Source organism: Clostridium sp. AN503, assembly GCF_040719375.1.
Lineage (GTDB): Bacteria > Bacillota > Clostridia > Lachnospirales > Lachnospiraceae > Brotaphodocola.
Window position 1 is genome coordinate 1,150,061 of the sequence record NZ_JBFDTP010000001.1, and the last position, 21,734, is coordinate 1,171,794.

The 21,734-nt window shown below is 51.4% G+C and carries 24 protein-coding genes; 22 read left to right on the forward strand and 2 right to left on the reverse strand.

Annotation, left to right across the window (positions count from 1 at the left end):
• Positions 1 to 36: 36 nt before the first annotated feature.
• The 8 genes from AB1I67_RS05210 (at position 37) to AB1I67_RS05245 (ending at position 6,272) form a co-directional block, all read left to right on the forward strand.
• Complete coding sequence (locus AB1I67_RS05210; RefSeq protein WP_367028743.1) at positions 37 to 1,194, forward strand: tripartite tricarboxylate transporter substrate binding protein; 1,158 nt, start codon at positions 37 to 39, stop codon at positions 1,192 to 1,194.
• A 91-nt stretch (positions 1,195 to 1,285) separates the two neighbouring features.
• A complete protein-coding gene (locus AB1I67_RS05215) occupies positions 1,286 to 1,864 on the forward strand; it encodes a tripartite tricarboxylate transporter TctB family protein (protein WP_367028744.1) in 579 nt (192 codons plus the stop codon).
• 12 nt (positions 1,865 to 1,876) lie between these two features.
• Entirely contained in the window at positions 1,877 to 3,373 is a 1,497-nt protein-coding gene (locus tag AB1I67_RS05220) for a tripartite tricarboxylate transporter permease (RefSeq protein ID WP_367028745.1), read from the forward strand.
• Positions 3,374 to 3,513: 140 nt separating this feature from the next.
• Positions 3,514 to 3,807, forward strand: a complete 294-nt coding sequence (gene rpsF / locus AB1I67_RS05225; RefSeq protein WP_367028746.1) for a 30S ribosomal protein S6 — start codon at positions 3,514 to 3,516, stop codon at positions 3,805 to 3,807.
• Between the two features lie 41 nt (positions 3,808 to 3,848).
• Entirely contained in the window at positions 3,849 to 4,316 is a 468-nt protein-coding gene (locus AB1I67_RS05230) for a single-stranded DNA-binding protein (protein ID WP_367028747.1), read from the forward strand.
• A 55-nt stretch (positions 4,317 to 4,371) separates the two neighbouring features.
• On the forward strand, positions 4,372 to 4,638 hold the full coding sequence (gene rpsR, locus AB1I67_RS05235; RefSeq protein WP_367028748.1) for a 30S ribosomal protein S18: 267 nt from the start codon (positions 4,372 to 4,374) through the stop codon (positions 4,636 to 4,638).
• 121 nt (positions 4,639 to 4,759) lie between these two features.
• The gene (locus tag AB1I67_RS05240) at positions 4,760 to 5,161 is read left to right on the forward strand and encodes a RidA family protein (RefSeq protein ID WP_367028749.1); all 402 of its coding nucleotides are present in this window, start codon (positions 4,760 to 4,762) and stop codon (positions 5,159 to 5,161) included.
• A 16-nt stretch (positions 5,162 to 5,177) separates the two neighbouring features.
• Positions 5,178 to 6,272, forward strand: coding sequence for a threonine synthase (locus tag AB1I67_RS05245; RefSeq protein ID WP_367028750.1), 1,095 nt, complete (start codon positions 5,178 to 5,180; stop codon positions 6,270 to 6,272).
• Positions 6,273 to 6,419: 147 nt separating this feature from the next.
• Here the strand turns inward: AB1I67_RS05245 and AB1I67_RS05250 are convergent, their stop codons facing one another.
• Positions 6,420 to 7,388, reverse strand: coding sequence for an SIS domain-containing protein (locus AB1I67_RS05250; protein ID WP_367028751.1), 969 nt, complete (start codon positions 7,386 to 7,388; stop codon positions 6,420 to 6,422).
• Between the two features lie 252 nt (positions 7,389 to 7,640).
• Here AB1I67_RS05250 and AB1I67_RS05255 point away from each other — a divergent pair, with 252 nt between their 5' ends.
• From AB1I67_RS05255 to AB1I67_RS05285, 7 genes are all read left to right on the forward strand, one after another.
• Complete coding sequence (locus tag AB1I67_RS05255; protein ID WP_367028752.1) at positions 7,641 to 8,444, forward strand: PfkB family carbohydrate kinase; 804 nt, start codon at positions 7,641 to 7,643, stop codon at positions 8,442 to 8,444.
• Between the two features lie 31 nt (positions 8,445 to 8,475).
• The gene (locus AB1I67_RS05260; RefSeq protein WP_367028753.1) at positions 8,476 to 9,327 is read left to right on the forward strand and encodes an amidohydrolase family protein; all 852 of its coding nucleotides are present in this window, start codon (positions 8,476 to 8,478) and stop codon (positions 9,325 to 9,327) included.
• Between the two features lie 6 nt (positions 9,328 to 9,333).
• Positions 9,334 to 9,762 (forward strand): secondary thiamine-phosphate synthase enzyme YjbQ, encoded by a 429-nt coding sequence (locus AB1I67_RS05265; RefSeq protein WP_367028754.1) that lies wholly within the window; start codon positions 9,334 to 9,336, stop codon positions 9,760 to 9,762.
• A gap of 49 nt (positions 9,763 to 9,811) precedes the next feature.
• On the forward strand, positions 9,812 to 10,465 hold the full coding sequence (locus AB1I67_RS05270) for an amino acid ABC transporter permease (protein ID WP_367028755.1): 654 nt from the start codon (positions 9,812 to 9,814) through the stop codon (positions 10,463 to 10,465).
• A gap of 13 nt (positions 10,466 to 10,478) precedes the next feature.
• A complete protein-coding gene (locus tag AB1I67_RS05275; RefSeq protein ID WP_367029161.1) occupies positions 10,479 to 11,201 on the forward strand; it encodes an amino acid ABC transporter ATP-binding protein in 723 nt (240 codons plus the stop codon).
• Between the two features lie 60 nt (positions 11,202 to 11,261).
• A complete protein-coding gene (locus AB1I67_RS05280) occupies positions 11,262 to 12,242 on the forward strand; it encodes a transporter substrate-binding domain-containing protein (RefSeq protein WP_367028756.1) in 981 nt (326 codons plus the stop codon).
• 211 nt (positions 12,243 to 12,453) lie between these two features.
• A complete protein-coding gene (locus tag AB1I67_RS05285) occupies positions 12,454 to 13,164 on the forward strand; it encodes a GntR family transcriptional regulator (RefSeq protein WP_367028757.1) in 711 nt (236 codons plus the stop codon).
• Positions 13,165 to 13,251: 87 nt separating this feature from the next.
• On the opposite strand, the gene AB1I67_RS05290 is transcribed toward AB1I67_RS05285, so the two are convergent.
• Positions 13,252 to 14,220, reverse strand: a complete 969-nt coding sequence (locus AB1I67_RS05290) for an SIS domain-containing protein (protein WP_367028758.1) — start codon at positions 14,218 to 14,220, stop codon at positions 13,252 to 13,254.
• Between the two features lie 265 nt (positions 14,221 to 14,485).
• On the opposite strand from AB1I67_RS05290, the gene AB1I67_RS05295 reads away from it, so the two are divergent.
• The 7 genes from AB1I67_RS05295 to AB1I67_RS05325 all read left to right on the forward strand — a co-directional run bounded on the left by AB1I67_RS05295 (position 14,486) and on the right by AB1I67_RS05325 (position 21,724).
• On the forward strand, positions 14,486 to 15,367 hold the full coding sequence (locus tag AB1I67_RS05295; protein ID WP_367028759.1) for a YitT family protein: 882 nt from the start codon (positions 14,486 to 14,488) through the stop codon (positions 15,365 to 15,367).
• 47 nt (positions 15,368 to 15,414) lie between these two features.
• On the forward strand, positions 15,415 to 16,410 hold the full coding sequence (locus tag AB1I67_RS05300) for an SIS domain-containing protein (protein WP_367028760.1): 996 nt from the start codon (positions 15,415 to 15,417) through the stop codon (positions 16,408 to 16,410).
• Positions 16,411 to 16,558: 148 nt separating this feature from the next.
• The gene (locus AB1I67_RS05305) at positions 16,559 to 17,296 is read left to right on the forward strand and encodes a GntR family transcriptional regulator (RefSeq protein ID WP_367028761.1); all 738 of its coding nucleotides are present in this window, start codon (positions 16,559 to 16,561) and stop codon (positions 17,294 to 17,296) included.
• Complete coding sequence (locus AB1I67_RS05310; RefSeq protein ID WP_367028762.1) at positions 17,293 to 18,129, forward strand: sugar phosphate isomerase/epimerase family protein; 837 nt, start codon at positions 17,293 to 17,295, stop codon at positions 18,127 to 18,129. The genes AB1I67_RS05305 and AB1I67_RS05310 overlap by 4 nt, the downstream gene beginning before the upstream one ends.
• Positions 18,130 to 18,421: 292 nt before the next feature.
• Positions 18,422 to 19,348, forward strand: a complete 927-nt coding sequence (locus tag AB1I67_RS05315) for a PfkB family carbohydrate kinase (protein ID WP_367028763.1) — start codon at positions 18,422 to 18,424, stop codon at positions 19,346 to 19,348.
• A 50-nt stretch (positions 19,349 to 19,398) separates the two neighbouring features.
• Positions 19,399 to 20,766: an extracellular solute-binding protein gene (locus tag AB1I67_RS05320; protein WP_367028764.1), complete on the forward strand. Its 1,368-nt coding sequence runs from the start codon at positions 19,399 to 19,401 to the stop codon at positions 20,764 to 20,766.
• Positions 20,767 to 21,043: 277 nt separating this feature from the next.
• Positions 21,044 to 21,724, forward strand: a complete 681-nt coding sequence (locus tag AB1I67_RS05325) for a sugar ABC transporter permease (protein ID WP_367028765.1) — start codon at positions 21,044 to 21,046, stop codon at positions 21,722 to 21,724.
• The last annotated feature ends 10 nt before the right edge of the window (positions 21,725 to 21,734 follow it).

The following is a 21,734-nucleotide window of genomic DNA, read 5'->3' on the forward strand; positions in this document are numbered from 1 at the left end:
CTATTTAAGAAAAGTAAAAGGGAAGGCACAAACATTATGAAAAAGAAAATTGCGATCGTCATGGCGGCGGCCATGGCACTGACAATGGCAGGATGCAGCGTATCAACCACATCCAAGGCACCGGCGGGCACCACGGCTCAGACGACGGAGAGTGCATCAGAGACTGCGGCGGGGAGCAGCGAGGCAGCGGACAGCGCCGGGGCGGCAAAAGGTGATGCGGCAGAGACTACAGAGGCTGCAGCAGCGACAGATTATCCGAATAAACCGATCAATATGATCATTCCTTATGGCGCGGGCGGCACCACCGACGTATACGGCAGGACCCTGGCGGCGCTTTTGGAGAAGCAGCTTGGTCAGCCGATCACAGTGACCAATCAGGGCGGCGCGTCCGGCAGCATCGGTTCCCAGTATGTGAAGGACCAGGCGTCCGACGGTTATACCCTGTTAGTGTGCGCAGAGACCATGGGAACCTACCGGACCATGGGGACCAGCGAGCTGGGCTATGATGATTTTACCATCGTGGCGCCGCTTGTGGGCGATCCCAAGGTAGTTGTAGTAGGAAAGGACTCTAAATACAATACCCTTCAGGAGCTTTTAGACGATATCAAGGCGAACCCGGGCAAGATCACCATGTCCCATTCCGGACCTGGCGGCAGCGGCCACAACCAGGGGCTTGTCCTCGGGGAACTGGGCTACGACGTGGCGATGACCAGCTTTGACAGCGGCAACGCAGCGCTGCTTGGCGTGATCGGGGGACAGGTGGATTTCACCAACCCGAATATCTCTACCCTGCAGAGCTACATTGAGAGCGGCGAGGTAAAGGCGCTTGCCGTGTTCTCCTCTGAGCGCATGGAAGCCTATCCGGACATCCCGGCCTTCACCGAGACCGTTCCGGAAGCGGAGAAATACCTGGATATCCCGTACACCGCGCTGACCTTCTGCGTCAACAACGACACCCCGAAAGAGGTGGTGGACGTGCTGAAGGATGCGGCGCAGAAAGTATTTGCAGATCCGGAGTGGACGGAGTTTGTGGAGACCAACGCGGCCGAGAAGCTGTATGAGAAATATACCACCGACGAGGAGATCAAGGCATTTTATGACAAATGCCAGTCCGTTATCTGCTGGCTGCAGTACGACAACGGCGTGGCGCCCAACAGCCCGGACCAGTACGGCATTGAGCGGATGGCGGAGTGATCTGGAAGCTTTGAAAATCATAAGAATCAAAAAGAAGGGACTGCCCGGTGTCACAGCCGGGCAGTCTGTTGGATAAAAGAGAGGGAATGGAATGAAACAGAAATCGATTTGGAACCATGCGGTCCAGGAAGGAATCCTGTTCCTGCTCCTGGGCGGCGCGCTGCTCTGGCACGGGCTGGATGGCTATAACCAGGCGTTTATCAAAGACTGGTCCCAGTCGCCGTACCTGTTCCCGGTACTGGTGGCGGTGCTGATGGGCGCGCTGTCTTTCAGCCTGCTGTATCAGGGGATGAAGGCGATGCAGGGTGGCGGTGCTACGGCGGGAGCTGGAAGACAGATGTCTGATGATGCTCAGGCAATTGCGGGAGCCGGCGGAGAAAAGAAGGCGGATTCTCCGGCAAAGCAAACGATTCCGGTGCTGGTGGTTCTTGGCATGAGCCTGATCTATTACCTGGCTCTGGCGGTGCTCAGGATCCCGTATATTACCTTCGGCATCCTGTCATGGTCTCTGACTATATCGAATTTTGAAGTGTGTACGTTCATTTTCCTGGTGGCGATGATGCTGTATCTGGGGGTCCGCAGGATCCCGGTGCTGGCGGCTGTGCCTTTAGGCACAACCCTGTTCCTCAGTGTGGCATTCCGCGCCATGCTGCATGTACTGTTACCATAGGAGGCTTGGAAAATGGCAGAGATGTTATCACTGGTGGATTTGCATTTTATATTGTTGGTATTTTTAGGCTCCGTGGCGGGCCTGTTTGTCGGTTCCATCCCCGGGCTGTCCGTATCTATGGCGACGGCGCTCCTGGTGTCGATCACCTATACCTGGGAGACAACCGACGCGCTGGCTATGATCATGGGCGTATATGTGGTAGGGGTGTTCAGCGGTGCCGTATCTGCGATCCTGATCAATATCCCGGGCGCTCCGTCGTCCGTAGTCACCACCCTGGACGGATATCCCATGTCGAAGAAGGGAAAGGCATACCAGGCGCTTTATTATGCCACGATCTATTCCTTTATCGGAAGCGTGTTCGGCCTGGTGGCCCTGTGGCTTTTGACCGGACCGGTATCGGAGATCGCGCTGAAATTCCGGCCCATGGATTATTTCCTTCTGGCGCTGTTTGGCCTGACTACGGTTGGCTCCGTGACAGCCAAAAACTATACCAAGGGGCTGATCGCTGCCGCGCTTGGCCTGATCATCAGTATGATCGGCCTGGATCCTCTGGTGGGTACGCCCCGGCTGATCTTCGGCATCAATGAATTGAAAGGCGGGATCAATACGGTTCCGGCCCTGGTGGGTCTGTTTGGATTCGCTGAGGTGCTGAGCGTGGTCTATGATTCCCAGTTGAATCAGGTCGTGGAGAGCATGGAGCGGACCCGCATTTCTTTAAAAGAGGTTTTGAAACACTGGAAGCTGTCTTTGTACACCTCTGCTATCGGAACGGTGATCGGCGCGCTGCCGGGAGCCGGCGGGCCTGTAGCGGCGTTCCTCTCTTATAATGAAGCGAAGCGTCTTGTGAAGGAGCCCGAAGTGCCGTTTGGCGAGGGCGCAGTGGAGGGGATTGTGGCGAGCGAGTCTGCCAATAATGCCTGTATCGGCGGTGCGCTGATCCCCATGCTGACTTTGGCGGTGCCTGGCGACGCGGTGACGGCGATCATCCTGTCGGTGTTTTATGTGCATGGCTTAAAACCGGGGCCCATGTTTATCCGGGAGAGCATAAGCTCGTTCCATGCGATCCTGATCGCCGGATTTATCGCCTGTATCGCCATGCTGGTGCTGGGGTTGTGGGTTGCGCCCAAGATCAGCAAAATGATCGCGGTCCCGAAGAATATCCTGCTCCCGGTGGTCACCGTCCTGTGCGTGGTCGGGGCATTTGCCTGCAATAACCGGCTGTTCGATGTGGGACTGATGTTCCTGTTCGGCCTGATGGGATTTTTGATGAGGAGGCGCGGTTATCCGGCAGCCCCGCTGGTCCTGGCGCTGGTGCTGGGCAAGATGATGGATTCCAATTTCCGCCGGGCGGTGTCACTGGCGGCGGTGAAGGACAATCCGATGTTGGAAATGTTCGGGCATCCCATAACGATCATCCTCTTGATCTGCACGGTGGGCATGATCGTCAGCAATATACCGTGGTTTAAAAAGCGGATGGACTGGCTGAAGAATATGGGGAGAGCGTCGTAAACGGCGAAAATAAGGCAAAAATGGCGAAAATAGGGCTTGCAATTACCTGGAAATTCTGTTAGAATAATTATTCGTGACACAATAAATTCCTTGCTCTTGAAACTGAAGTCAAGGGCCAGAGACCACAAGGAGGTAAAGCAATGAACAAATACGAATTAGCAGTTGTTCTGAGCGCAAAACTCGAAGATGAAGAGAGAGCAGCAGCACTGGAGAAGGTACAGGGTTACATCACCCGCTTCGGTGGTACTGTGACAAACGTTGATGATTGGGGCAAGAAGAGACTTGCTTACGAGATTCAGAAGATGAAAGAAGCTTTCTACTACTTCATCAAGTTCGAGTCTGAGAATTCTGAGTGCTCTAACGAAGTGGAAGCCCACATTCGTATCATGGAGCCGGTTATCAGATATCTTTGCGTTAAGCAGGACGAGCAGTAAGCAGATAGAGACCGATTCTTAAGAGAAGAAAGAGTGATGGTATGAATAGAGTAATTCTTATGGGCAGATTGACCAGAGATCCGGAAGTGAGATATTCACAGGGAGAGCGTTCCATGGCGATTGCAAGGTATACGCTTGCAGTGGACCGCAGAGGCCGCAGAAGCCAGGATGGCAGCGAGCAGACAGCAGATTTCATCAACATTGTAGCATTTGACAGAGCCGGTGAATTTGCGGAAAAGTATTTCCGTCAGGGCATGAGAGTGCTTGTCTCCGGACGGATTCAGACTGGCAGCTATACCAACAAAGAAGGTCAGCGCGTTTATACCACAGACATCATCGTAGATGATCAGGAGTTCGCAGACAGCAAGGGCGCAGCAGGAAACGGCGGCGGAGAGAGCGGCGGTTACGGATATCAGCCAACCTCCAGACCGGCTCCGACCAGCGCGATCGGCGACGGATTCATGAACATTCCGGATGGTGTGGAAGACGAAGGTTTGCCTTTCAACTAAGCGTGCACCGCTGGGTTAGAAAGACACGGATTATTTGAAGAAGGAGGCAGTACCAATGGCATTCAATAGAAATGATAAAGCTGACGGCTCTAAGGTAAGGAGAGGCGGCATGCGTAGAAGGAAAAAAGTCTGTGTATTCTGCGGCGACAAGAACGGCGTGATCGATTACAAGGACGTAAATAAGTTAAAGAGATACGTTTCCGAGAGAGGTAAGATTCTTCCGAGAAGAATTACCGGAAACTGTGCAAAGCACCAGAGAGCACTGACTGTTGCGATCAAGAGAGCACGTCACATCGCCCTGATGCCGTACACCATGGAATAAGATATAGAGTAAATGACCTTGTATGTTGTATACGAGGTCATTTTTGATTTCATAGGAAAGTGAGTCCTGTGAAATCAAAAACGTTCCGCCAGGAACGCAGCACACTGTGGAGGAAAAAGACATGAAAGCAATCACAATTGAATCTAAATTAGAAAACAAGGGACATTATGTTCCTGGCGTAATATCGGGCGGGATGCTGTATATCTCCGGCCAGCTCCCTGTGCACCATGAGACCGGCGCTCCCATATCCGGGGACGTCGCCCGGCAGACGCTTGACGCCCTTCATAATGTGGAGCTGGTGCTGAAAGCGGCCGGGCTTACCAGAGAACATGTCGTTATGTGCCGGATCTACATCCCGGATGTGGCGTACTGGGACACGGTAAATGAAGCTTACGCGGCATTCTTCGGCCCCCATAAACCTGCCCGCGTCATTGTGCCAAGCAGGGAGCTGCATGGCGGCGCACTGGTGGAGATCGAGGCTGTGGCAGAGACCAAGGCTGTGGCAGAAATAGAAGTCCATTAGGAGGGAAAATAAGAAAATGAATTATATCTGTTCAAAATGCGGCAAAAAAGCGCCTGTCCATACCTTACAGCCCAAATGCGCCTGCGGCGGCCTGTGGGAACTGGAGTTTACTCCACCACGGTTTACGCAAGATGGAATCGATCGTGATGAATGGAGTATGTTCCGCTATCGGAAGTTTATGGCGGTAAGCGGGGATGCCTGGAGAGCGGTCACTTTGGGTGAAGGAATGACGCCGGTGGTACGTCTGGATGAACATGTGCTTTTGAAGATGGATTATTTCATGCCTACACTCTCCTTCAAGGACCGGGGAGCCGCTGTGCTGATGGCCCACTGCCGGGATATCGGCGTTGATTATGTGGTGCAGGACAGCAGCGGCAATGCCGGAAACAGCGTTGCTGCTTATGCCGCCAGAGCGGGCATTCGATGCGAAATATTTGTTCCGGAGGGCACGTCGCCCAAAAAGATCGATATGATCCGGGCCCATGGCGCAGTGTGCACGGTGGTTCCGGGAAATCGCGATCATTGTGCGGATGTCTGCAGAGAAAAGGTTGAGCGGGATGGCGTCTATTATGCAAATCATGTTTACAATCCCTTTTTCTATGAGGGGACAAAAACTTATATTTATGAAGTGATGGAGCAGCTTCGCCGTATGCCGAAGCATATCCTGATCCCTGTGGGAAACGGCACCCTCTTTTTAGGGGCCATGAAAGCCCTGGAGCATCTGCTGGAAAGCGGTGCGATTCCTGGTATGCCGCAGATCATAGCGGTGCAGAGTGAGAATTGCGATCCCATTTTGAGGGCGGCTGTAAAGGGAGCGGACTGCCCTGCGCAGGTCACGCCAAAACCCACGTTGGCGGAGGGGATCGCCATTGGCGTACCGGCGCGCGGCGAGGAGATCCTTGCCTATGCTCACAAGAATCAGGTTCGGTTCATTCATGCGCCGGAAGATAAGATACTGGAAGCCAGAGCTGTCCTGGCAGGAAAAGGAATCTACTGCGAACATACCACAGCGGCAAACTATGCGGCTTATCTGCATTATTGTGAGGAGTATGGGGTCGCGGAGGATTGCCTGATCACGATGTGCGGGGCGGGGGTGAAGTCCGACCATTAGGCAGCATATACCCATCATGATGCCCCTCATGAATAAAGAGAATAATATATGATTAAAAACAACCGACAGACTGCTTTGCTTCCTACAGTCTGCCGGTTGTTTCTGTTTAATGCCTGGATTATGATGAAATAATTTTAGCTTTCCGAATCAATACTCCAGCTTCCACATATACCGTCTCACAGTCAACGGATGGTTCCGCTCCAACGCCACCTGCTCTGCATACATGCGCAGTACGCCGCACAGCAGCATCGGGTTAAAGTACTCCACAACAGAGGACTTGATGACGGAGGACAGGCCGAAGTCCTTGGCGTCCACGACTGTCAGCTTGGTGTCGAATCTCTGGAGGAAGGTCATGGCCCTTGCGTCCATGGGGCGGGTGGGGCCGTCGTTCATCAGCAGCAGGTACGGCACACCCTTTTCTGCCATCTCAAACGGGCCGTGGAAGAACTCGCCGCAGTTGAAGGAACTGGACGGAACCCACTGCATCTCCATCATCAGGAACATGGAGAAGGAGTATGCCACCATGGCGGTTGCGCCGGAACTCATCACATATAATATCGGCATATCTTTGTATTCTTTTCCAAATGCCTGCGCCCGGGGCAGCAGGGTCTTGACGGAATCATTGATCAGGTCATAGATCTTTGAGAAGCCGTCCTGCATGTCGCCGTAGTGCTCGTAGCCCTCATATGTATTGAGGATCTCGCAGGCTAAGTCTACCACGTTGGTCATCTTCTCCATCTTTGCGGCGTAGTCCTTTGCAAATCCGTGGATGATCTGGTATTTGGCGGCTTTTGCCAGAGCGGAATCGGCGTCGATGGTCACGGCGATCACTTCAGCGCCCAGTTCCATGGCTTTTTTGGTAGCAGCCACGGTCTCGGGGGTGCCGCCGCTTAAAGAACAGGTGACAACGATGGAGTCGGGGCCTACGGCAGCCGGGGTGGAGTATAAGAACTCATTGGCTGTGTGAAGGCTGGTTCTGAGCTTTTTTGCGTTTGCTGTCAGAAAATACTGTCCGGGATACAGGTCGGACTGGGATGCGCCGCATCCTACAAAATAGACAGATGTGATCTCTGGCTTTGCTGTGTGGATGGCAGCTACGATCTCTTTTACATTCATGGTGATCCTCCTTCATAGTGGTTATTAAAGATTATATAACATTATATAACATCATATTATAAAAAAGTCAAACCTTTTCTATCTCCACTTGTTGTTTTTCTTACAGGTCAGAAATATTGGATTAAATTTTTATGTGAAATATAGATAAAAAATAAAGTTTTTGTTTGACAAATCACAGCATATATATTAGAATGTAACATATGGTTATATAACGTTATGATACATTATATAAAATGAAAAGGGGGAACCACGATGGTGAAATTTACTGCGGCGGGATATGTATGCATCGACTACTATCCTGATTATGGTGATCGCAGTTATGTGACAGGAAACGGTGTGGATGTGCTGTTCAATTTGCTGGATATGAGAGATGATGTGAAGTCTTCCATTGTATCTGCGGTATCAGATGATCTGTATGGAAAAATGTCAGTGGAAGCATTTACAAAGAGAAACATTGACTGCTCGCACCTGGAGATCATACCGGGAGGGGAAACGCCTAAGGTACCGTTATATCTGGTGAACAATGACCGGCTCCATGGGACACCGGTCCGCGGCATTATGCAGGATTATGAATTTTCAGATGAGGCGGTTGATTTCATCTGCTCGCATGAGATGATGCATACGGATTTTACGGGACGGTTGATCCCGCGTCTGGAGGAGATACGGAAACGGGGAGTGGAGATCTTTTTTGACCTCAGCAGCCAACTGCGGCATCCGGCGCTGGAACAAGTGCTGGGGAATATTGACTGCGGCCTGGTTTCTTTTGAGGATGACGTAGAACAGGCAAAGGAATTTTTGCGCCATGCCAATGCCATGGGCGCCAGGCTGATGATCGCCACCTTTGGAAAAAAAGGTTCTCTGGCTTATGACGGCAGCCGGTTCTATCACTGCGATATTGTGCCGGTGGAGCAGGTTGTCAATACGGTGGGCGCCGGGGATTCCTATTTTGCCGGATTTATCTCTGCGCTGATTGATGGGAAGCCTGTTCCGGAATGTATGCAGAGTGGGGCCGAAAGGGCCGCCAGGATCGTTTCTGTTTTTGATCCATATCTTTGATCAGGAATAATTTAAAAAGGAGAATAAAAATATGGTTATTGATATCCATGCACATCCGCTGCTGTTTGATGTGATCAACGAAAACCCGGAGGACCTGCAGTACAGGAGAGAGCAGTTTGGAGTATATAAGTCAGGGATCAATCCGGTTGATTTTGAGCTGATCCTGCTTGAGGACGCGCAGATCGATAAGGTGGTTCTGCTGCCGGAGGACTACTCGGCAGAGACCGGTCGCGCGATCGTGAGCAATGACGAGATGGTCCGGATCATCGCAAAGAGCCCGGAGCATTTTATTGGATTTGCGGGGGCAGACCCGAGGCGGGAGGACGCCGGCGAGGAGCTGATCCGGGCTTTTGATGAGCTGAAGCTGTCCGGTCTGAAGCTGAACCTGTCCCGTCTTCATATGTACCCGGACGACCCGCGCCTGGCTCCTCTCTATGAGATCTGCCGGACAAGGAATAAACCGGTCATGTTCCATGCGGGATATAGCTGGGAACCTGACACGCCCGCCAAATATTCAGAACCGATCCGGTTTGAAGACGTGGCGGTAAACTACCCGGAGCTTCGGTTCTGCCTGGCGCATATGGGGTGGCCGTGGTGGGAGGAGACCATTATGCTGCTGATGAAATATCCCAATGTGTATGCGGACACTTCCATGGTATATATGGATTCCCCGAAGAATTATTATGAGCATCTGTTCTCTGTGAATATGAACTTAAACTGGCTTCAGAACTGTTTTGCCCATAAGGTGATGTTTGGATCGAACAATCCCAGGTTCCGCCATGTGAGGAGTCTGGCTGGTATCCGGAACCTTCCGCTCCGCGAGGATGTTATGGATGCTGTTTTGGGAGGCAATGCAGTGAGATTCTTAGGATTGGAGGGCTAGGCTGAGATGGTTAAGGTGATAGAGAATCAGGTAATGACACAAAAAGAGTTTGAGATGATCCGGATCACGGACCAGGTAAAAGAAGCCGTGGAGAACAGCGGCGTTACCAACGGCATGGTGGCGGTGATCACGAAGCATACCACGACGGGTATTATGGTAAATGAGGCGCTGCCCTGTGTGGAAAAGGACATAGAACTTCAGCTGGATCGTCTGGTACCCAATGATTACCCCTATGTGCACACCCACATGCTTCCCACCTATGGGACCTGTTCGGGAAATGCACCTGGCCACTTAAAATCCATGCTGGTTGGCAATCACTGCATCTTCCCGGTGATAGACGGAAGGATGGTGACCGGAGGGGAGCAGAATATCTATTTTGTTGAGATGGACGGGCTGCAGATCCGCAAATATTTGATTGAAGTAATCGGCGACTGACCATTTTCATATAAGCAAAGAGCTATCTACATAGCGTGAGGTGATCTCTATGATTTTTGGATTGAATTTTTCCTTTTTAGGCAAATATGGATTTTACTATCTGGATGGTTTGAAGGTTACGCTGGCGCTGGCGTTCTGGACCCTGATCCTGGCAACCATCGTCGGTGTGGCCCTGGGCATGGTGCGGGTGCAGAATTACAGGATCGTCAGCAGCATTATAGACGGCTGGATCAACTTTATCCGCGGCGTGCCGATCATGGTCCAGATATTTATCGTGTATTACGGGATCGCAACATCCCTGCCGCAGTTCTGGGCCGCAGTGGTCTCTCTGACAGTGAACAGCTCTGTGTATATTGCAGAGCATACCCGGGCCGGGATGCAGGCTGTCAATAAGGGGCAGATGGAGGCCGCCAGGTGTATCGGCATGTCGAAGATGGAGGCAAACTGGTATATCATCATACCGCAGGCGATCAAGAATATCCTGCCGTCCCTCTGCAATGAGTTTATCCTGCTGATAAAAAACACTTCCATCGTGTCGGTCATTGCCCTGCACGAACTGACCTATACCTCAAACTCCGTCAGGGCTAATACGTTTCTGGCTTTTGAGCCTTTGATCGTGACGGCGTTTATCTACTTTGTTATCACCTATATCCTGAAGAAGCTGATCGGTATACTGGAAAGGAGGCTGCACGCGCATGACTGATGAAAAAGATATCATTATCCAGGTGAAAGGATTGAAAAAGAATTTTGGGAGCCTGGAGGTCTTAAAGGGTGTGGATATGGAGATCGACCGCGGTCAGGTGGTCGTGGTGATCGGGCCTTCCGGCTCCGGAAAGTCTACTTTTCTGAGATGCTTAAATCTTCTGGAAAAACCTACGGACGGCGATATCCTGTTCCATGGGGAGTCGATCCTGAGAAAAGACATGAAGATCGACGAGTACCGTGAAAAGTTCGGCATGGTATTCCAGTTGTTCAATCTGTTTGAGAACTTAAGCGTGCTTGACAATGTGACCATTGGCCCAAGAAAGGTCAAAAAGGTGCCGAAGCAGGAGGCCGACGCGAAGGCTCGGGAGCTTTTAAAGCGAGTGGGGCTGGAGAGCAAGGCGGATGCGTACCCGGCGCAGTTGTCCGGCGGGCAGAAACAGAGAGTGGCGATCGCGCGGACTCTTGCCATGGACCCGGAGGTGATCTTATTTGACGAGGCCACCTCTGCCCTGGACCCGGAGATGGTGGGGGAGGTCCTTCAGATCATGCGCCAGTTGGCGGAGGAGGGGATGACCATGGTGGTCGTGACCCATGAGATGGGGTTTGCCCGTGAGGTGGGAGACCGCCTGGTCTTTATGGACGACGGTTATATAGTAGAAGAGGGTAATCCAAAGGATGTCATTTCCAATCCCCAGCATCAGAGGACAAAAAATTTCCTGAGTAAAATGCTGTAGGGTCAGGGGGAAGTCTGGATGTAATGTTTCAAGCAAATAAACCAAAAAGGAGAGAGAAAAATGAGAAAGATCAAAAAACTTGCAGCTCTGTTTTTATCCGGCGCCCTGGCGGCGTCCATGACGGCATGTTCCGGCGGCTCCGGCACGGCGGCAGCCCCTGCGCCAACTCCTGCACAAGGCCCGGCGACCGCGGCAGCTGAAGCGGAAAAACCTGCAGAGAGCACAACAGGGGCAGCTTCGGCGGAGGCGGCGGAGAATAAGGAGTGGGGGCCTATCTTCACTGACCTGATCGAAAACGGCAAACTGAAAGTGGGCATTATCGGAAATGACCCCACCTTCTGTTTCCATACGGTGGAGGACGGCAAGGATGTGCTGGCTGGATTTGAGGTGGCCGGTATGTATGAGATGGCGCAACGTTTGAGCGAGTATCTGGGACGTGAAGTCACCGTGGATTTTTATGAAAGTGATTTTACGGGCTGTATGTCTGCGCTTCAGGCAAACCAGGTTTATTTCGTTACCCGTTTGAGTCCCACCGATGAGCGCAAGCAGACCTGGCTGTTCACGGATGTGTACCACAAATCCAATGAATGTTATGTAGCCAGGAAGGACAACCTGGACAATGAGAAATTCACCGGCACCCTGGAAGGGGTAACAGTCTGCGGCCAGATGGGGTCTATAGATATTACGATGACCCAGCATCTGTATCCGGACGCGAAGATCCAGGAATTGGGGCTTGTGTCGGATCTGCTGCTTTCCGTGAAGAACGGCAAGTCGGACCTGGCCTGCATGAATGCGGTTTCCGCGGCGATGTCCGTGGCAGCCAACCCGGACCTGGCTATTGTGGAGAGCCTGACCTGGGAGCCGACCGATGAGTTTGATAAGGGCTGCGGCCTGTGCATGGCTTATGGCAATGAGGACTTTGCAGAGTGGGCAAGCGGTTTCTTTGCGGATATCAAGGCAGAAGGACTGTGGGACCAGATGCAGTCTGACGCGGCATCCCAGTTGGATGAAAAGGCGCTGGAGGCGTTTATCGCCCAGTAGCAGCGCTCATATTTGCCAGATTCACGGAGCTTAAGGCATTTTGGGTAAAATTGGTGGATTTAGGGCACATATAATGATATAATATATTATATGTGTCCTTTTTTTGCTCCAAAGACAAAACTCCGAATCATTGTTTGACAGCCTGCCTGTGTTGTTGTGGACAAAAGAAAAGGCTTAACAAGAAAGGAACGCTGAGTATAAAGGTGAAAAAATGAACAAGAATTCAATAGTCCCGATGTATCAACAGTTAGCGGATGCCATAAAACAACAGATATTAAGCGGAGAGCTGAAAGAAGCAGACAAGCTGATGACAGAAACGCAATTGGTGGAATATTACGATGTAAGCCGTATTACAGTGCGCAAAGCGATCGATGTCCTGGCGGAAGGCGGATATGTGACGAAAAAGCAGGGGATAGGAACCTTTGTGACAGCAAAGAAGCTGAACCGTGTTATTTCCGACAAGGTGCTGAGTTTTACCCAGATGTGTGAGCTGGAGGGGAAGAAGGCTTCTGCAGAGATCTTGTCTGTGGACCGGGTGAAACCGGAAGCGAAGGTAAGGAAGCTATTGAAGCTCCAGAAGGAGGAGCTGGCCCTTCAGATCATCCGCCTCCGAAAGTGCGACGGGGTGGCAGTTATGCTTGAGGAGACATACCTTCCAACAAAATACGGTTTTGTTATGGAGGAGGATCTAACCGGATCGATCTGTGCCATGCTGCGCAGTCATGGGGCAGAGATTGTCCACGCGACAAAGACGGTGGAGATCTGTTATGCTACGGACCGGGAGACACAGCTCCTGGATGTGCGTTCCAGGCAGCCTCTGCTGCTGCATTATGACATTTCCATGAACGAGGACTGGGAGGAGGTCCTCTGCAGTAAGCTGGTGATCAATTCGGAACGGTATACATTGACCATAACCATGTAATGAAACCGGTGTTTTTACAAAATAGAAAGCGGCCGTCAGGCTGTGCCTTAGGTACAGTCTGACGGCCGCTTTTTGTGGTGGTGCGGATCAATACTCCAGCTTCCACATATACCGTCTCACGGTCAGCGGATGGTTCCGCTCCAACGCCACCTGCTCTGCATACATGCGCAGTACGCCGCACAGCAGCATCGGGTTAAAGTACTCCACAACAGAGGACTTGATGACGGAGGACAGGCCGAAGTCCTTGGCGTCCACGACCGTCAGCTTGGTGTCGAATCTCTGGAGGAAGGTCATGGCTCTTGCGTCCATGGGGCGGGTGGGGCCGTCGTTCATCAGCAGCAGGTACGGCACGTCCTTTTCTGCCATCTCAAACGGGCCGTGGAAGAACTCGCCGCAGTTGAAGGAACTGGACGGAACCCACTGCATCTCCATCATCAGGAACATGGAGAAGGAGTATGCCACCATGGCGGTTGCGCCGGAACTCATCACATATAATATCGGCATATCTTTGTATTCTTTTCCAAATGCCTGCGCCCGGGGCAGCAGGGTCTTGACGGAATCATTGATCAGGTCATAGATCTTTGCGAAGCCGTCCTGCATGTCGCCGTAGTGCTCGTAGCCCTCATATGTATTGAGGATCTCGCAGGCTAAGTCTACCACGTTGGTCATCTTCTCCATCTTTGCGGCGTAATCCTTTGCAAATCCGTGGATGATCTGGTATTTGGCGGCTTTTGCCAGAGCGGAGTCGGCGTCGATGGTCACGGCGATCACTTCAGCGCCCAGTTCCATGGCTTTTTTGGCAGCAGCCACGGTCTCGGGGGTGCCGCCGCTCAAGGAACAGGTGACAACAATGGAGTCGGGGCCTACGGCAGCCGGGGTGGAGTATAAGAACTCATTGGCTGTGTGGAGGCTGGTTCTGAGCTTCTTTGCGTTTGCTGTCAGAAAATACTGTCCGGGATACAGATCAGCCTGAGAGGCTCCGCATCCTACAAAATATACGGATTTAATTTCTGGTTTGTCTGCCTTGATGGCAGCTACGATCTCTTTTACGTTCATAATAACCCTCCTTAAAATGGTTGTTTGTATATAACATAATATAACATAACATACAAAATGTCAATATAATATTCATATGTGGTAAAATGTAAGTATACATATTGAAATTGAAATGTTTAATATTGATTTGAAATGTTCTATAAAATGATTGACAATCGAAATTAATTGTTATATATTGTATTATATAAATAAAAACACAAACAAAGAAAGCACAGGAAGTTTAGGGTGTACCAATTAATATGAGAATAAGATAACAGGAAAAATTATGAGAAAAAACATTCAAAAAGAGTCCTACAATATGTTTTGGGCGATCCTGGGCGTAGTATTCTTTGCGGTGGCCTACCGGTGGTTCTTGTACCCGGTGGGGCTGTACAGCGGAGGATTTACGGGGATATCGCAGCTCATCAAGCTGGTTTTAACAGAATTTATCGGGATTCCTGAGCCGGCGGGGGTGGATCTGACGGGCGTTATCTTCTGGTGTATCAATATTCCGCTGTTCTGTGTGGGATACCGGTATATCGGTAAGCGGTTTTTGATACGTACCCTCATCGCCGTCTGTATCCAGTCGGCGCTCATGGCGCTGATCCCGGCGCCGGAAAAGCCGCTGCTGGACGATATGCTTCTTAATTGTATTATCGGCGGCGCCCTGTCCGGTTACGGAGTGGGGATCACCCTGAGAGCGGGCGGTTCCGGAGGCGGCACGGATGTGGTCGGCATGTGCTGTGCCAAGGCTTCTCCTGATTTCAGCGTGGGGAAGATCAGCGTGCTCATAAATCTCTTTATCTATTTTGTAGCTGCCATGCGTTATGATTTTGACGTTGCGGCTTACTCGATGGTATTCTGCCTGGCTTCCAGCATTATGGTGGACCGGGTGCATTATCAGAATATCAAGGTTTCGGCCTTTATCGTTACCAGGAACCGGCAGCTGGGAGAGAAGATCAACCACCTGCTCTACCGGGGAGTGACCAGTTGGAAGGGCTGGGGCGAATACAGCCGTCAGGATGAGGTGATCCACATGGTCGTTATCAATAAATATGAGCTGAGGTCCCTTAAGAAGCTGATCCGGGAGGAGGATCCGGAAGCTTTTGTCCAGATCATGTCGCCGGATATGATCATCGGGCATTTTGAAAAACGCCTGGAAGTATAGGAAAGCGGTAGCTATAAAAATTTATAATATATATGAGGAGGAACACTATGTTTAATTTTGACGAGGCAAAGGTGAGACAGGAGCATCAGAACGGGGTGGATATCATTCCAAAGGTTGAGGAGTATGTGGATAAGGTCTGCGCGGACGGCTATTCCAACATCTTCTACATCGGTATCGGCGGGACCGTGCTGTATGCAAATCAGATGATGCACATTGCAAAACAGCTTGGATCCAGGCTGCCGCTTTTTATTGAGAATGCAGCGGATTTTAATCTGGTGGGCAATCCTTTCTTTGACAAGGATTCTGTTGTGGTGATCGAATCTATCTCCGGTGACACCAAGGAAGTGGTTGAGGCTGTGGACAAGGCCCATGAGGTGGGCGCACGGGTCATCGGCTATGTGGAGAAGGAGGGGACTCCTCTGTATGAGAAGAGCGATTATCTGGTGACTACCGTGGGCGGCGGCTACTATTTCTGGTACACTGTGACCCTGCGCTTCTTAAAGAATGCGGGCCAGTTCGACAAATACGACCAGTTCTTCAAAGAGATCGTACATATGCCTGACAATGTGGTGCAGATCTACAAGGATGCGGATGAAGACGCCAAAGCTTATGCGGAACAATACTGCGACGAGCCGCTGACCTATCTGATCGGTTCCGGCAACTTAGAGGACTGGGCGACCTGCTATGGCATGTGCATCATGGAGGAAATGCAGTGGATGCGCACCAGGCCGATCTCCGCAGCCAACTTCTTCCACGGCACGCTGGAGGTGATCGAGCGGGATATCCCGGTGATCCTGATCAAGGGAGAGGACGCCACCAGGCCGCAGATGGACCGGGCGGAGAAGTTCGTCAACACCATCAGCGCAAAGGTTATCGTATTTGATACGGCCAAATTCAAGTTAAACGGGATCAGCGATGAGTTCCGCGGTATGCTGGGGCCGATCATGATGCGCTCTGCGTTCCAGAGAGTGAATGTGCATCTGGAGCACTGCAGAAGACATCCCCTGGCCATAAGGAGATATTACAGAAGGCTTGATTATTAAGCATATAAGTATATAAAATGCAACTTATCGTAGCATATTACGCCTTCTTGTGATATCATTATGGTATTAATATAGTATCCATATGTTCTATATAAAGTGATGATATAGGACAATATTGCGCAAATTTGTAATGCCAGGGGAGGGTAATATGTCGGAAATAACAAGAGACACGGCGGTGCCATTATATCTTCAGATAGCGGATGATATCAAATCCAAGATAGAGAGCGGCGAAGTGAAGGCAAACAGCCGGATTCCAACGGAGCACGAGCTGAGTGAGGCTTACAAGGTGAGCCGGATCACCATCCGCAAGGCGCTGGAGCTGCTGGTGGATGAGGAGATCCTGGTGCGGAAGCAGAGGATCGGCACCTTCGTGTCCGACAAAAAGGTAACCAGGAGTTTGAACGCGTTTATGGGATTTTCCCAGAGCTGTGAGATGCAGGGCAATAAAGCGGGTACACAGTTTTTGTCTGCGGAGCTGGTGAAGGCGCGGCCTTCCGATCTGAAGCGTCTGGAGATTGAGGATGATGATAAACTTATCCGTATCCGGAGGCTCCGTTTCTGCAATGACGTGCCGGTGATCCTGGAGGAGAACCATTTTCCAAAGGAGTTTGCTTTTCTGCTGGCTGAGGATCTGAACGGTTCCCTTCATGAGATCCTGCTGCGCCATGGTATCGTGCTGACCAGGGGGTCTAAGACCATCGGCGTATGTTATGCCACCCGTGAGGAGGCGAAGCATCTGGGCGTGAAGGAGAACGACGCACTGATCATGTCGAAGGATGTGGCCTATGACACATCGGGCAGGGCAGTATACAGCGGAAAGGAGATCATCAACGCGGATCGCTATGAGTATAAGATACTGACCAACAGTATGGGGAAGACCGAATGAACAGAATAAACAGGGATCAGATCGCCGTCATGAACATCCAGTACAAGTATTTTCCCTTGACGCGGTTTCTGGACGATGCGGTGAAATATGAGGTGAAGAACGTGGAGCTTTGGGGTGCCGCGCCGCATTTTCATCTGGAGGATATGACCTACCGCCAGGTGAGCGGCGTTCGCAGGGAGATTGATTCGCGGGGACTGAAGCTTGTCTGCTTTACGCCGGAACAGTGCGTGTATCCGGTCAATATAGCTGCGCCCACGGCGGAGGCCCGGACGAGGAGTGTGAAATTCTTTGAGGACAACATCCGGGCGGCTGGAGAGCTGGGATGCAGTAAAGTGCTGGTCACTTCAGGGACTGGATATTTTGACGGAAGTGACCGGGATGAGGCATGGAAGCATGCGGCGGAGAATCTGCACGGCCTAGGGGAGCTGGCAGCGCACTATGGAGTGACGCTGGCTCTTGAGGTACTCCGGCGGGATGAGAGCAATCTGGTGTATGATCTGCCCACGCTTCGGAAGATGCTTGAGGAGCTTGACCATCCGTCCATCGGCGGCATGATCGACACCATTCCCATGGCGTTAGCAGGGGAGACCCCGGCCAGGTATCTGGAGGCGCTGGGAGAGAAACTGGTACACGTACATTTTATCGACGGCGCGCCGCGGGGCCATCTGGCATGGGGCGACGGCATCCTGGATATGCAGCAGTATTTAGCGGAATTCGATGCAGCAGGGTATGGAGGATATCTGTCGCTGGAGATCACCGATGGCCGGTATTTCATGGACCCATCCGGATCGGTGGAACAGAGCATCCGGCAATTGTATTCCGTATTACAATAAACAATATATATAACAATTCAAACAGAGCGTTGACGCAGTGCAACGCTCTGTTTTATTGCCCAAAACTGACAAATGAATAGACTTTTTGAGGGAAAATAATTGGTTATTATTACAATGTACACTGTTGAAAAAATAGAACCAACAGTAGTTCCAAAAAAAATATTATAAATTTACATAACAAATGCTTGATTAATTGTAGCAAATGTGATATAACAAAATAGAACATTAAAAATACATTAATAGAAGCACAATGAAACAGGTCAAATCAGATAAAACAGAGTGGAGGGGGATCATGATCAAGGTTCTTGGAATCGGCGATAACGTGTGTGATAAGTATCTTCATACAAAAACCATTTACCCCGGCGGAAACGCTTTGAACATCGCGGTGTTTGGAAAGCTGTTCGGCGCGGAGGCGGCTTATCTCGGAACCTTTGGCGACGACGAGGTTGGGCAGCATGTGTATTCCGTGGTAAAGGGGCTGGGGCTGGATCTGTCCCACTGCCGGCTGGAGGAAGGCCCCAACGGATGTGCCAGGGTCCAGCTTGTAGATGGGGACCGGGTATTCTTACAGGGCAACCGGGGCGGCATTTCCAGAGAGAAACCGCCGGTGCTCACAAAGATCGACGAGGAGTACATCTCCGGCTATGACCTGATACATACCAGCGTATACAGCTTTATGGAGGCGGAGCTTCCAAAGATCCGCGGGGCGGCATCCTTCGTGTCAATGGATTTTTCCGACCGGTATGAGGAAGATTATCTGAAACGGTGCTGTCCGTATATCGACTGTGCGGAGATCTCCTGCGGGGACATGCCGGAGGACGAGATCCAGAGGCGGATGGCCCGGATCATGGAGTTGGGGTGCCGGCACATCGTGATCGCCACCAGAGGCTCTAAGGGCGCTTATGTGATGGTGGACGGCAGGATCTATGAACAGTCGCCCTGTCTGGTGAAAGCGAAGGATACCATGGGGGCAGGGGATTCCTTTATCGCGTGTTTCCTGATCAATTATCTGGACGGGATCCGGACGGCGGTGGATTTTGGTGAGGCATCCGGGAACCGGGGGGTCGTCACGGCGGAAGCTTACAAAGACATATTAATTCAGATCAGTCTGTACCGTGCGGCAGTATTTTCCTCTAAACAATGCCAGCGGGACGGGTCCTTTGGTTTCGGCAAAGAGGTGGAGCTGACGGAAGATGATCTGGGTGTGATGAATATGTAAACCATGGACTTCTCTGGGTGAGAGGCCACAAGCAAGGAAAGGAGAGTATTATGAAAAAGAGATTTTGGAAAAAAGCGTTATGCAGCGTATTGGCAGGTATGATGGTCTTATCTGCTGCGGCCTGTGGAGGCGGCAGCTCTGAGCCGGCAGCAGGAGGCAATGGGGGGACTGCGGCGGCAGGGACACAGGCAGCCGGGAACCAGGCGGCCTCTGGGGAGCAGAAGGTGATCAAGTTCATGCACCGCTTCCCGGATGAGCCGTACAACAGCTTTATCGAGGGCAAGCTTCATGAGTATGAGGCGCTGCATCCGGACATTAAGTTTGAGATCACCAGCGCCCAGAACCAGGAGTACAAGGAGAAGATCAAGATCGTGGTAGGCGGAGACGACACCCCGGATATCTTCTTCAGCTGGGTGGGCGACTTTACGGAGCGGTTTATCCGCGAGGGCCTGATCCTGGACCTGACTCCGTATATGGAGGCAGACCCGGAGTGGAAGGATTCCCTGATCGAATCCCAGATCGAGCAGTATGTCAACAGCGACGGTATGCTCTATGGCATCCCGTTCCGTCTGGACTGCAAACTGTTCTTCTACAACAAGAAGATCTTTGATGAGAACAATCTGGAAGTGCCGAAGACCTGGGATGAGTTTATCAATGTATGTGAGACCCTGAAGGCGGCAGGCATTACCCCGATCGGGTACGGCAACCAGGAACCGTGGTCGGCATCCCACTATATCGGAACCTTAAACCAGATCTTTGTTCCTGATGAGGTGCGTGCGAAGGACTACAATCCTACCAGCGGTGAGTTTACAGATCCGGGTTATGTGGAGGCGCTCAAACATTACCAGGCGCTGCTGCCGTATATGACTGAGAATCCCAACGGCGTGAAGCCTGACATGGGCAGAACCAATTTCGTGATGGAGATGGCGGCTATGTACTATGCGGAGCTGATCGAGATCCCCTACATCAAGGCAGACAACGCGGAGATGGAATTCGGTATGTTCAACTTCCCGAAGGTGGAGGGCGCGAAAGGAAACCAGGATATCCTTACGGGCGTTCCGGAAGGCTTTGTGGTATCCTCCAAGACAAAATACCCGGATGAGTGCGTGGAATTCCTCAAATGGTTCCTGGGCAAGGAAGTGGGTACCGCCCAGTGCCAGGAGATCGGCTGGTTCAACGCGGCGAAGGGAACCACGGAGGGTCTGACTGACCAGGCGCTGTTAGACGGTTATCAGGCGGTTATGGATGCGAAGGCGATGAGCGCATGGCTGGATAACGCACTGTACTCCACCGTATGCGACGAGTATCTGACTACCGTATCAGACCTGACCAACGGAGATATCACACCGGAAGAGGCCATGGCGAAGATCCAGGCCAAAGCAAAAGAAGCGCAGACCCTGGTGGGAACCGGGAGCTGACGAGACATAACAGGAAAAAGTAGACAGTTTGGCAGGCAGGCTTTGGATCAAAAGCCTGCCTGTATGGAAAGAAGGATGGTGAAGTATGAAAACAAAGAAACGTACACCGTATCTGTACATGCTGCCAGGGGTTTTTATGGTGTTGTTTTTTGTGTACATTCCAGTCTTGATGAATATTGTGTATAGTTTTTTCAGACTATCCTCTTATTCGGCGGGCCAAACATTTGTAGGCATAGACAATTACCGGAGGTTTTTCAGCGATGAGGTTTTCCCCATCATGCTGAAAAATAACATCGCCTATTGTGTGATCTCCCTGATCGTACAGGTTGGATTTGGAACGGTCCTGGCGCTGGTCCTTGAGAGCAAGGCCATCGGCTCCAGGGCAAAAGATATTTACAGGAATATGTATTATGTGCCCGCCCTCATTTCCCTGACGGCGGTGGGCCTGATGTTTACCTTTATCTACGAGCCGAACATCGGCTTTATCAACAATGTGTTAAAGACCCTGGGACTTTCCACTTACGGATTCCTGGGTGATTCCAAAATGGCAATCTACTGCATCATTGCAATGAGCCAGTGGCAGTTTACCGGATATATCACCCTGCTTATGGTGGTGGCATTCCAGAATGTACCCCAGGATTACCTGGAGGCAGCCGCCATCGACGGGGCAGGCCCTGTGCGCAGGGCGATCAGCATCATGATCCCCCAGGCCAAGGAGCAGCTCCTGGTCTGTACGATCATTACGATCATCGGCGCTTTTAAGCTGTACACCGAGGTATATGCCACCACCAGCGGCGGCCCCGGCAACAGTTCGCAGGTGTTGGGATTGTTCTTATACCAGCAGGCGTTCCTGCATGACGATCTGGGCATGGCGGCAGTAACGGGTGTATTTATCTTTGTGATCACCGTTACCCTTTCCATCATTCAGATCAAGATGACCAATTCAGGCAAGAACTAGGAGGTGGAAC

What these genes read in the sequence shown, in the direction of transcription:
- AB1I67_RS05210 (WP_367028743.1), top strand. Translation starts at nt 37, where the DNA reads ATGAAAAAGAAAATTGCGATCGTCATGGCGGCGGCCATGGCACTGACA.
- AB1I67_RS05215 (WP_367028744.1), top strand. Translation starts at nt 1,286, where the DNA reads ATGAAACAGAAATCGATTTGGAACCATGCGGTCCAGGAAGGAATCCTG.
- AB1I67_RS05220 (WP_367028745.1), top strand. Translation starts at nt 1,877, where the DNA reads ATGGCAGAGATGTTATCACTGGTGGATTTGCATTTTATATTGTTGGTA.
- rpsF (WP_367028746.1), top strand. Translation starts at nt 3,514, where the DNA reads ATGAACAAATACGAATTAGCAGTTGTTCTGAGCGCAAAACTCGAAGAT.
- AB1I67_RS05230 (WP_367028747.1), top strand. Translation starts at nt 3,849, where the DNA reads ATGAATAGAGTAATTCTTATGGGCAGATTGACCAGAGATCCGGAAGTG.
- rpsR (WP_367028748.1), top strand. Translation starts at nt 4,372, where the DNA reads ATGGCATTCAATAGAAATGATAAAGCTGACGGCTCTAAGGTAAGGAGA.
- AB1I67_RS05240 (WP_367028749.1), top strand. Translation starts at nt 4,760, where the DNA reads ATGAAAGCAATCACAATTGAATCTAAATTAGAAAACAAGGGACATTAT.
- AB1I67_RS05245 (WP_367028750.1), top strand. Translation starts at nt 5,178, where the DNA reads ATGAATTATATCTGTTCAAAATGCGGCAAAAAAGCGCCTGTCCATACC.
- AB1I67_RS05250 (WP_367028751.1), bottom strand. Translation starts at nt 7,388, where the DNA reads ATGAATGTAAAAGAGATCGTAGCTGCCATCCACACAGCAAAGCCAGAG.
- AB1I67_RS05255 (WP_367028752.1), top strand. Translation starts at nt 7,641, where the DNA reads ATGGTGAAATTTACTGCGGCGGGATATGTATGCATCGACTACTATCCT.
- AB1I67_RS05260 (WP_367028753.1), top strand. Translation starts at nt 8,476, where the DNA reads ATGGTTATTGATATCCATGCACATCCGCTGCTGTTTGATGTGATCAAC.
- AB1I67_RS05265 (WP_367028754.1), top strand. Translation starts at nt 9,334, where the DNA reads ATGGTTAAGGTGATAGAGAATCAGGTAATGACACAAAAAGAGTTTGAG.
- AB1I67_RS05270 (WP_367028755.1), top strand. Translation starts at nt 9,812, where the DNA reads ATGATTTTTGGATTGAATTTTTCCTTTTTAGGCAAATATGGATTTTAC.
- AB1I67_RS05280 (WP_367028756.1), top strand. Translation starts at nt 11,262, where the DNA reads ATGAGAAAGATCAAAAAACTTGCAGCTCTGTTTTTATCCGGCGCCCTG.
- AB1I67_RS05285 (WP_367028757.1), top strand. Translation starts at nt 12,454, where the DNA reads ATGAACAAGAATTCAATAGTCCCGATGTATCAACAGTTAGCGGATGCC.
- AB1I67_RS05290 (WP_367028758.1), bottom strand. Translation starts at nt 14,220, where the DNA reads ATGAACGTAAAAGAGATCGTAGCTGCCATCAAGGCAGACAAACCAGAA.
- AB1I67_RS05295 (WP_367028759.1), top strand. Translation starts at nt 14,486, where the DNA reads ATGAGAAAAAACATTCAAAAAGAGTCCTACAATATGTTTTGGGCGATC.
- AB1I67_RS05300 (WP_367028760.1), top strand. Translation starts at nt 15,415, where the DNA reads ATGTTTAATTTTGACGAGGCAAAGGTGAGACAGGAGCATCAGAACGGG.
- AB1I67_RS05305 (WP_367028761.1), top strand. Translation starts at nt 16,559, where the DNA reads ATGTCGGAAATAACAAGAGACACGGCGGTGCCATTATATCTTCAGATA.
- AB1I67_RS05310 (WP_367028762.1), top strand. Translation starts at nt 17,293, where the DNA reads ATGAACAGAATAAACAGGGATCAGATCGCCGTCATGAACATCCAGTAC.
- AB1I67_RS05315 (WP_367028763.1), top strand. Translation starts at nt 18,422, where the DNA reads ATGATCAAGGTTCTTGGAATCGGCGATAACGTGTGTGATAAGTATCTT.
- AB1I67_RS05320 (WP_367028764.1), top strand. Translation starts at nt 19,399, where the DNA reads ATGAAAAAGAGATTTTGGAAAAAAGCGTTATGCAGCGTATTGGCAGGT.
- AB1I67_RS05325 (WP_367028765.1), top strand. Translation starts at nt 21,044, where the DNA reads ATGCTGAAAAATAACATCGCCTATTGTGTGATCTCCCTGATCGTACAG.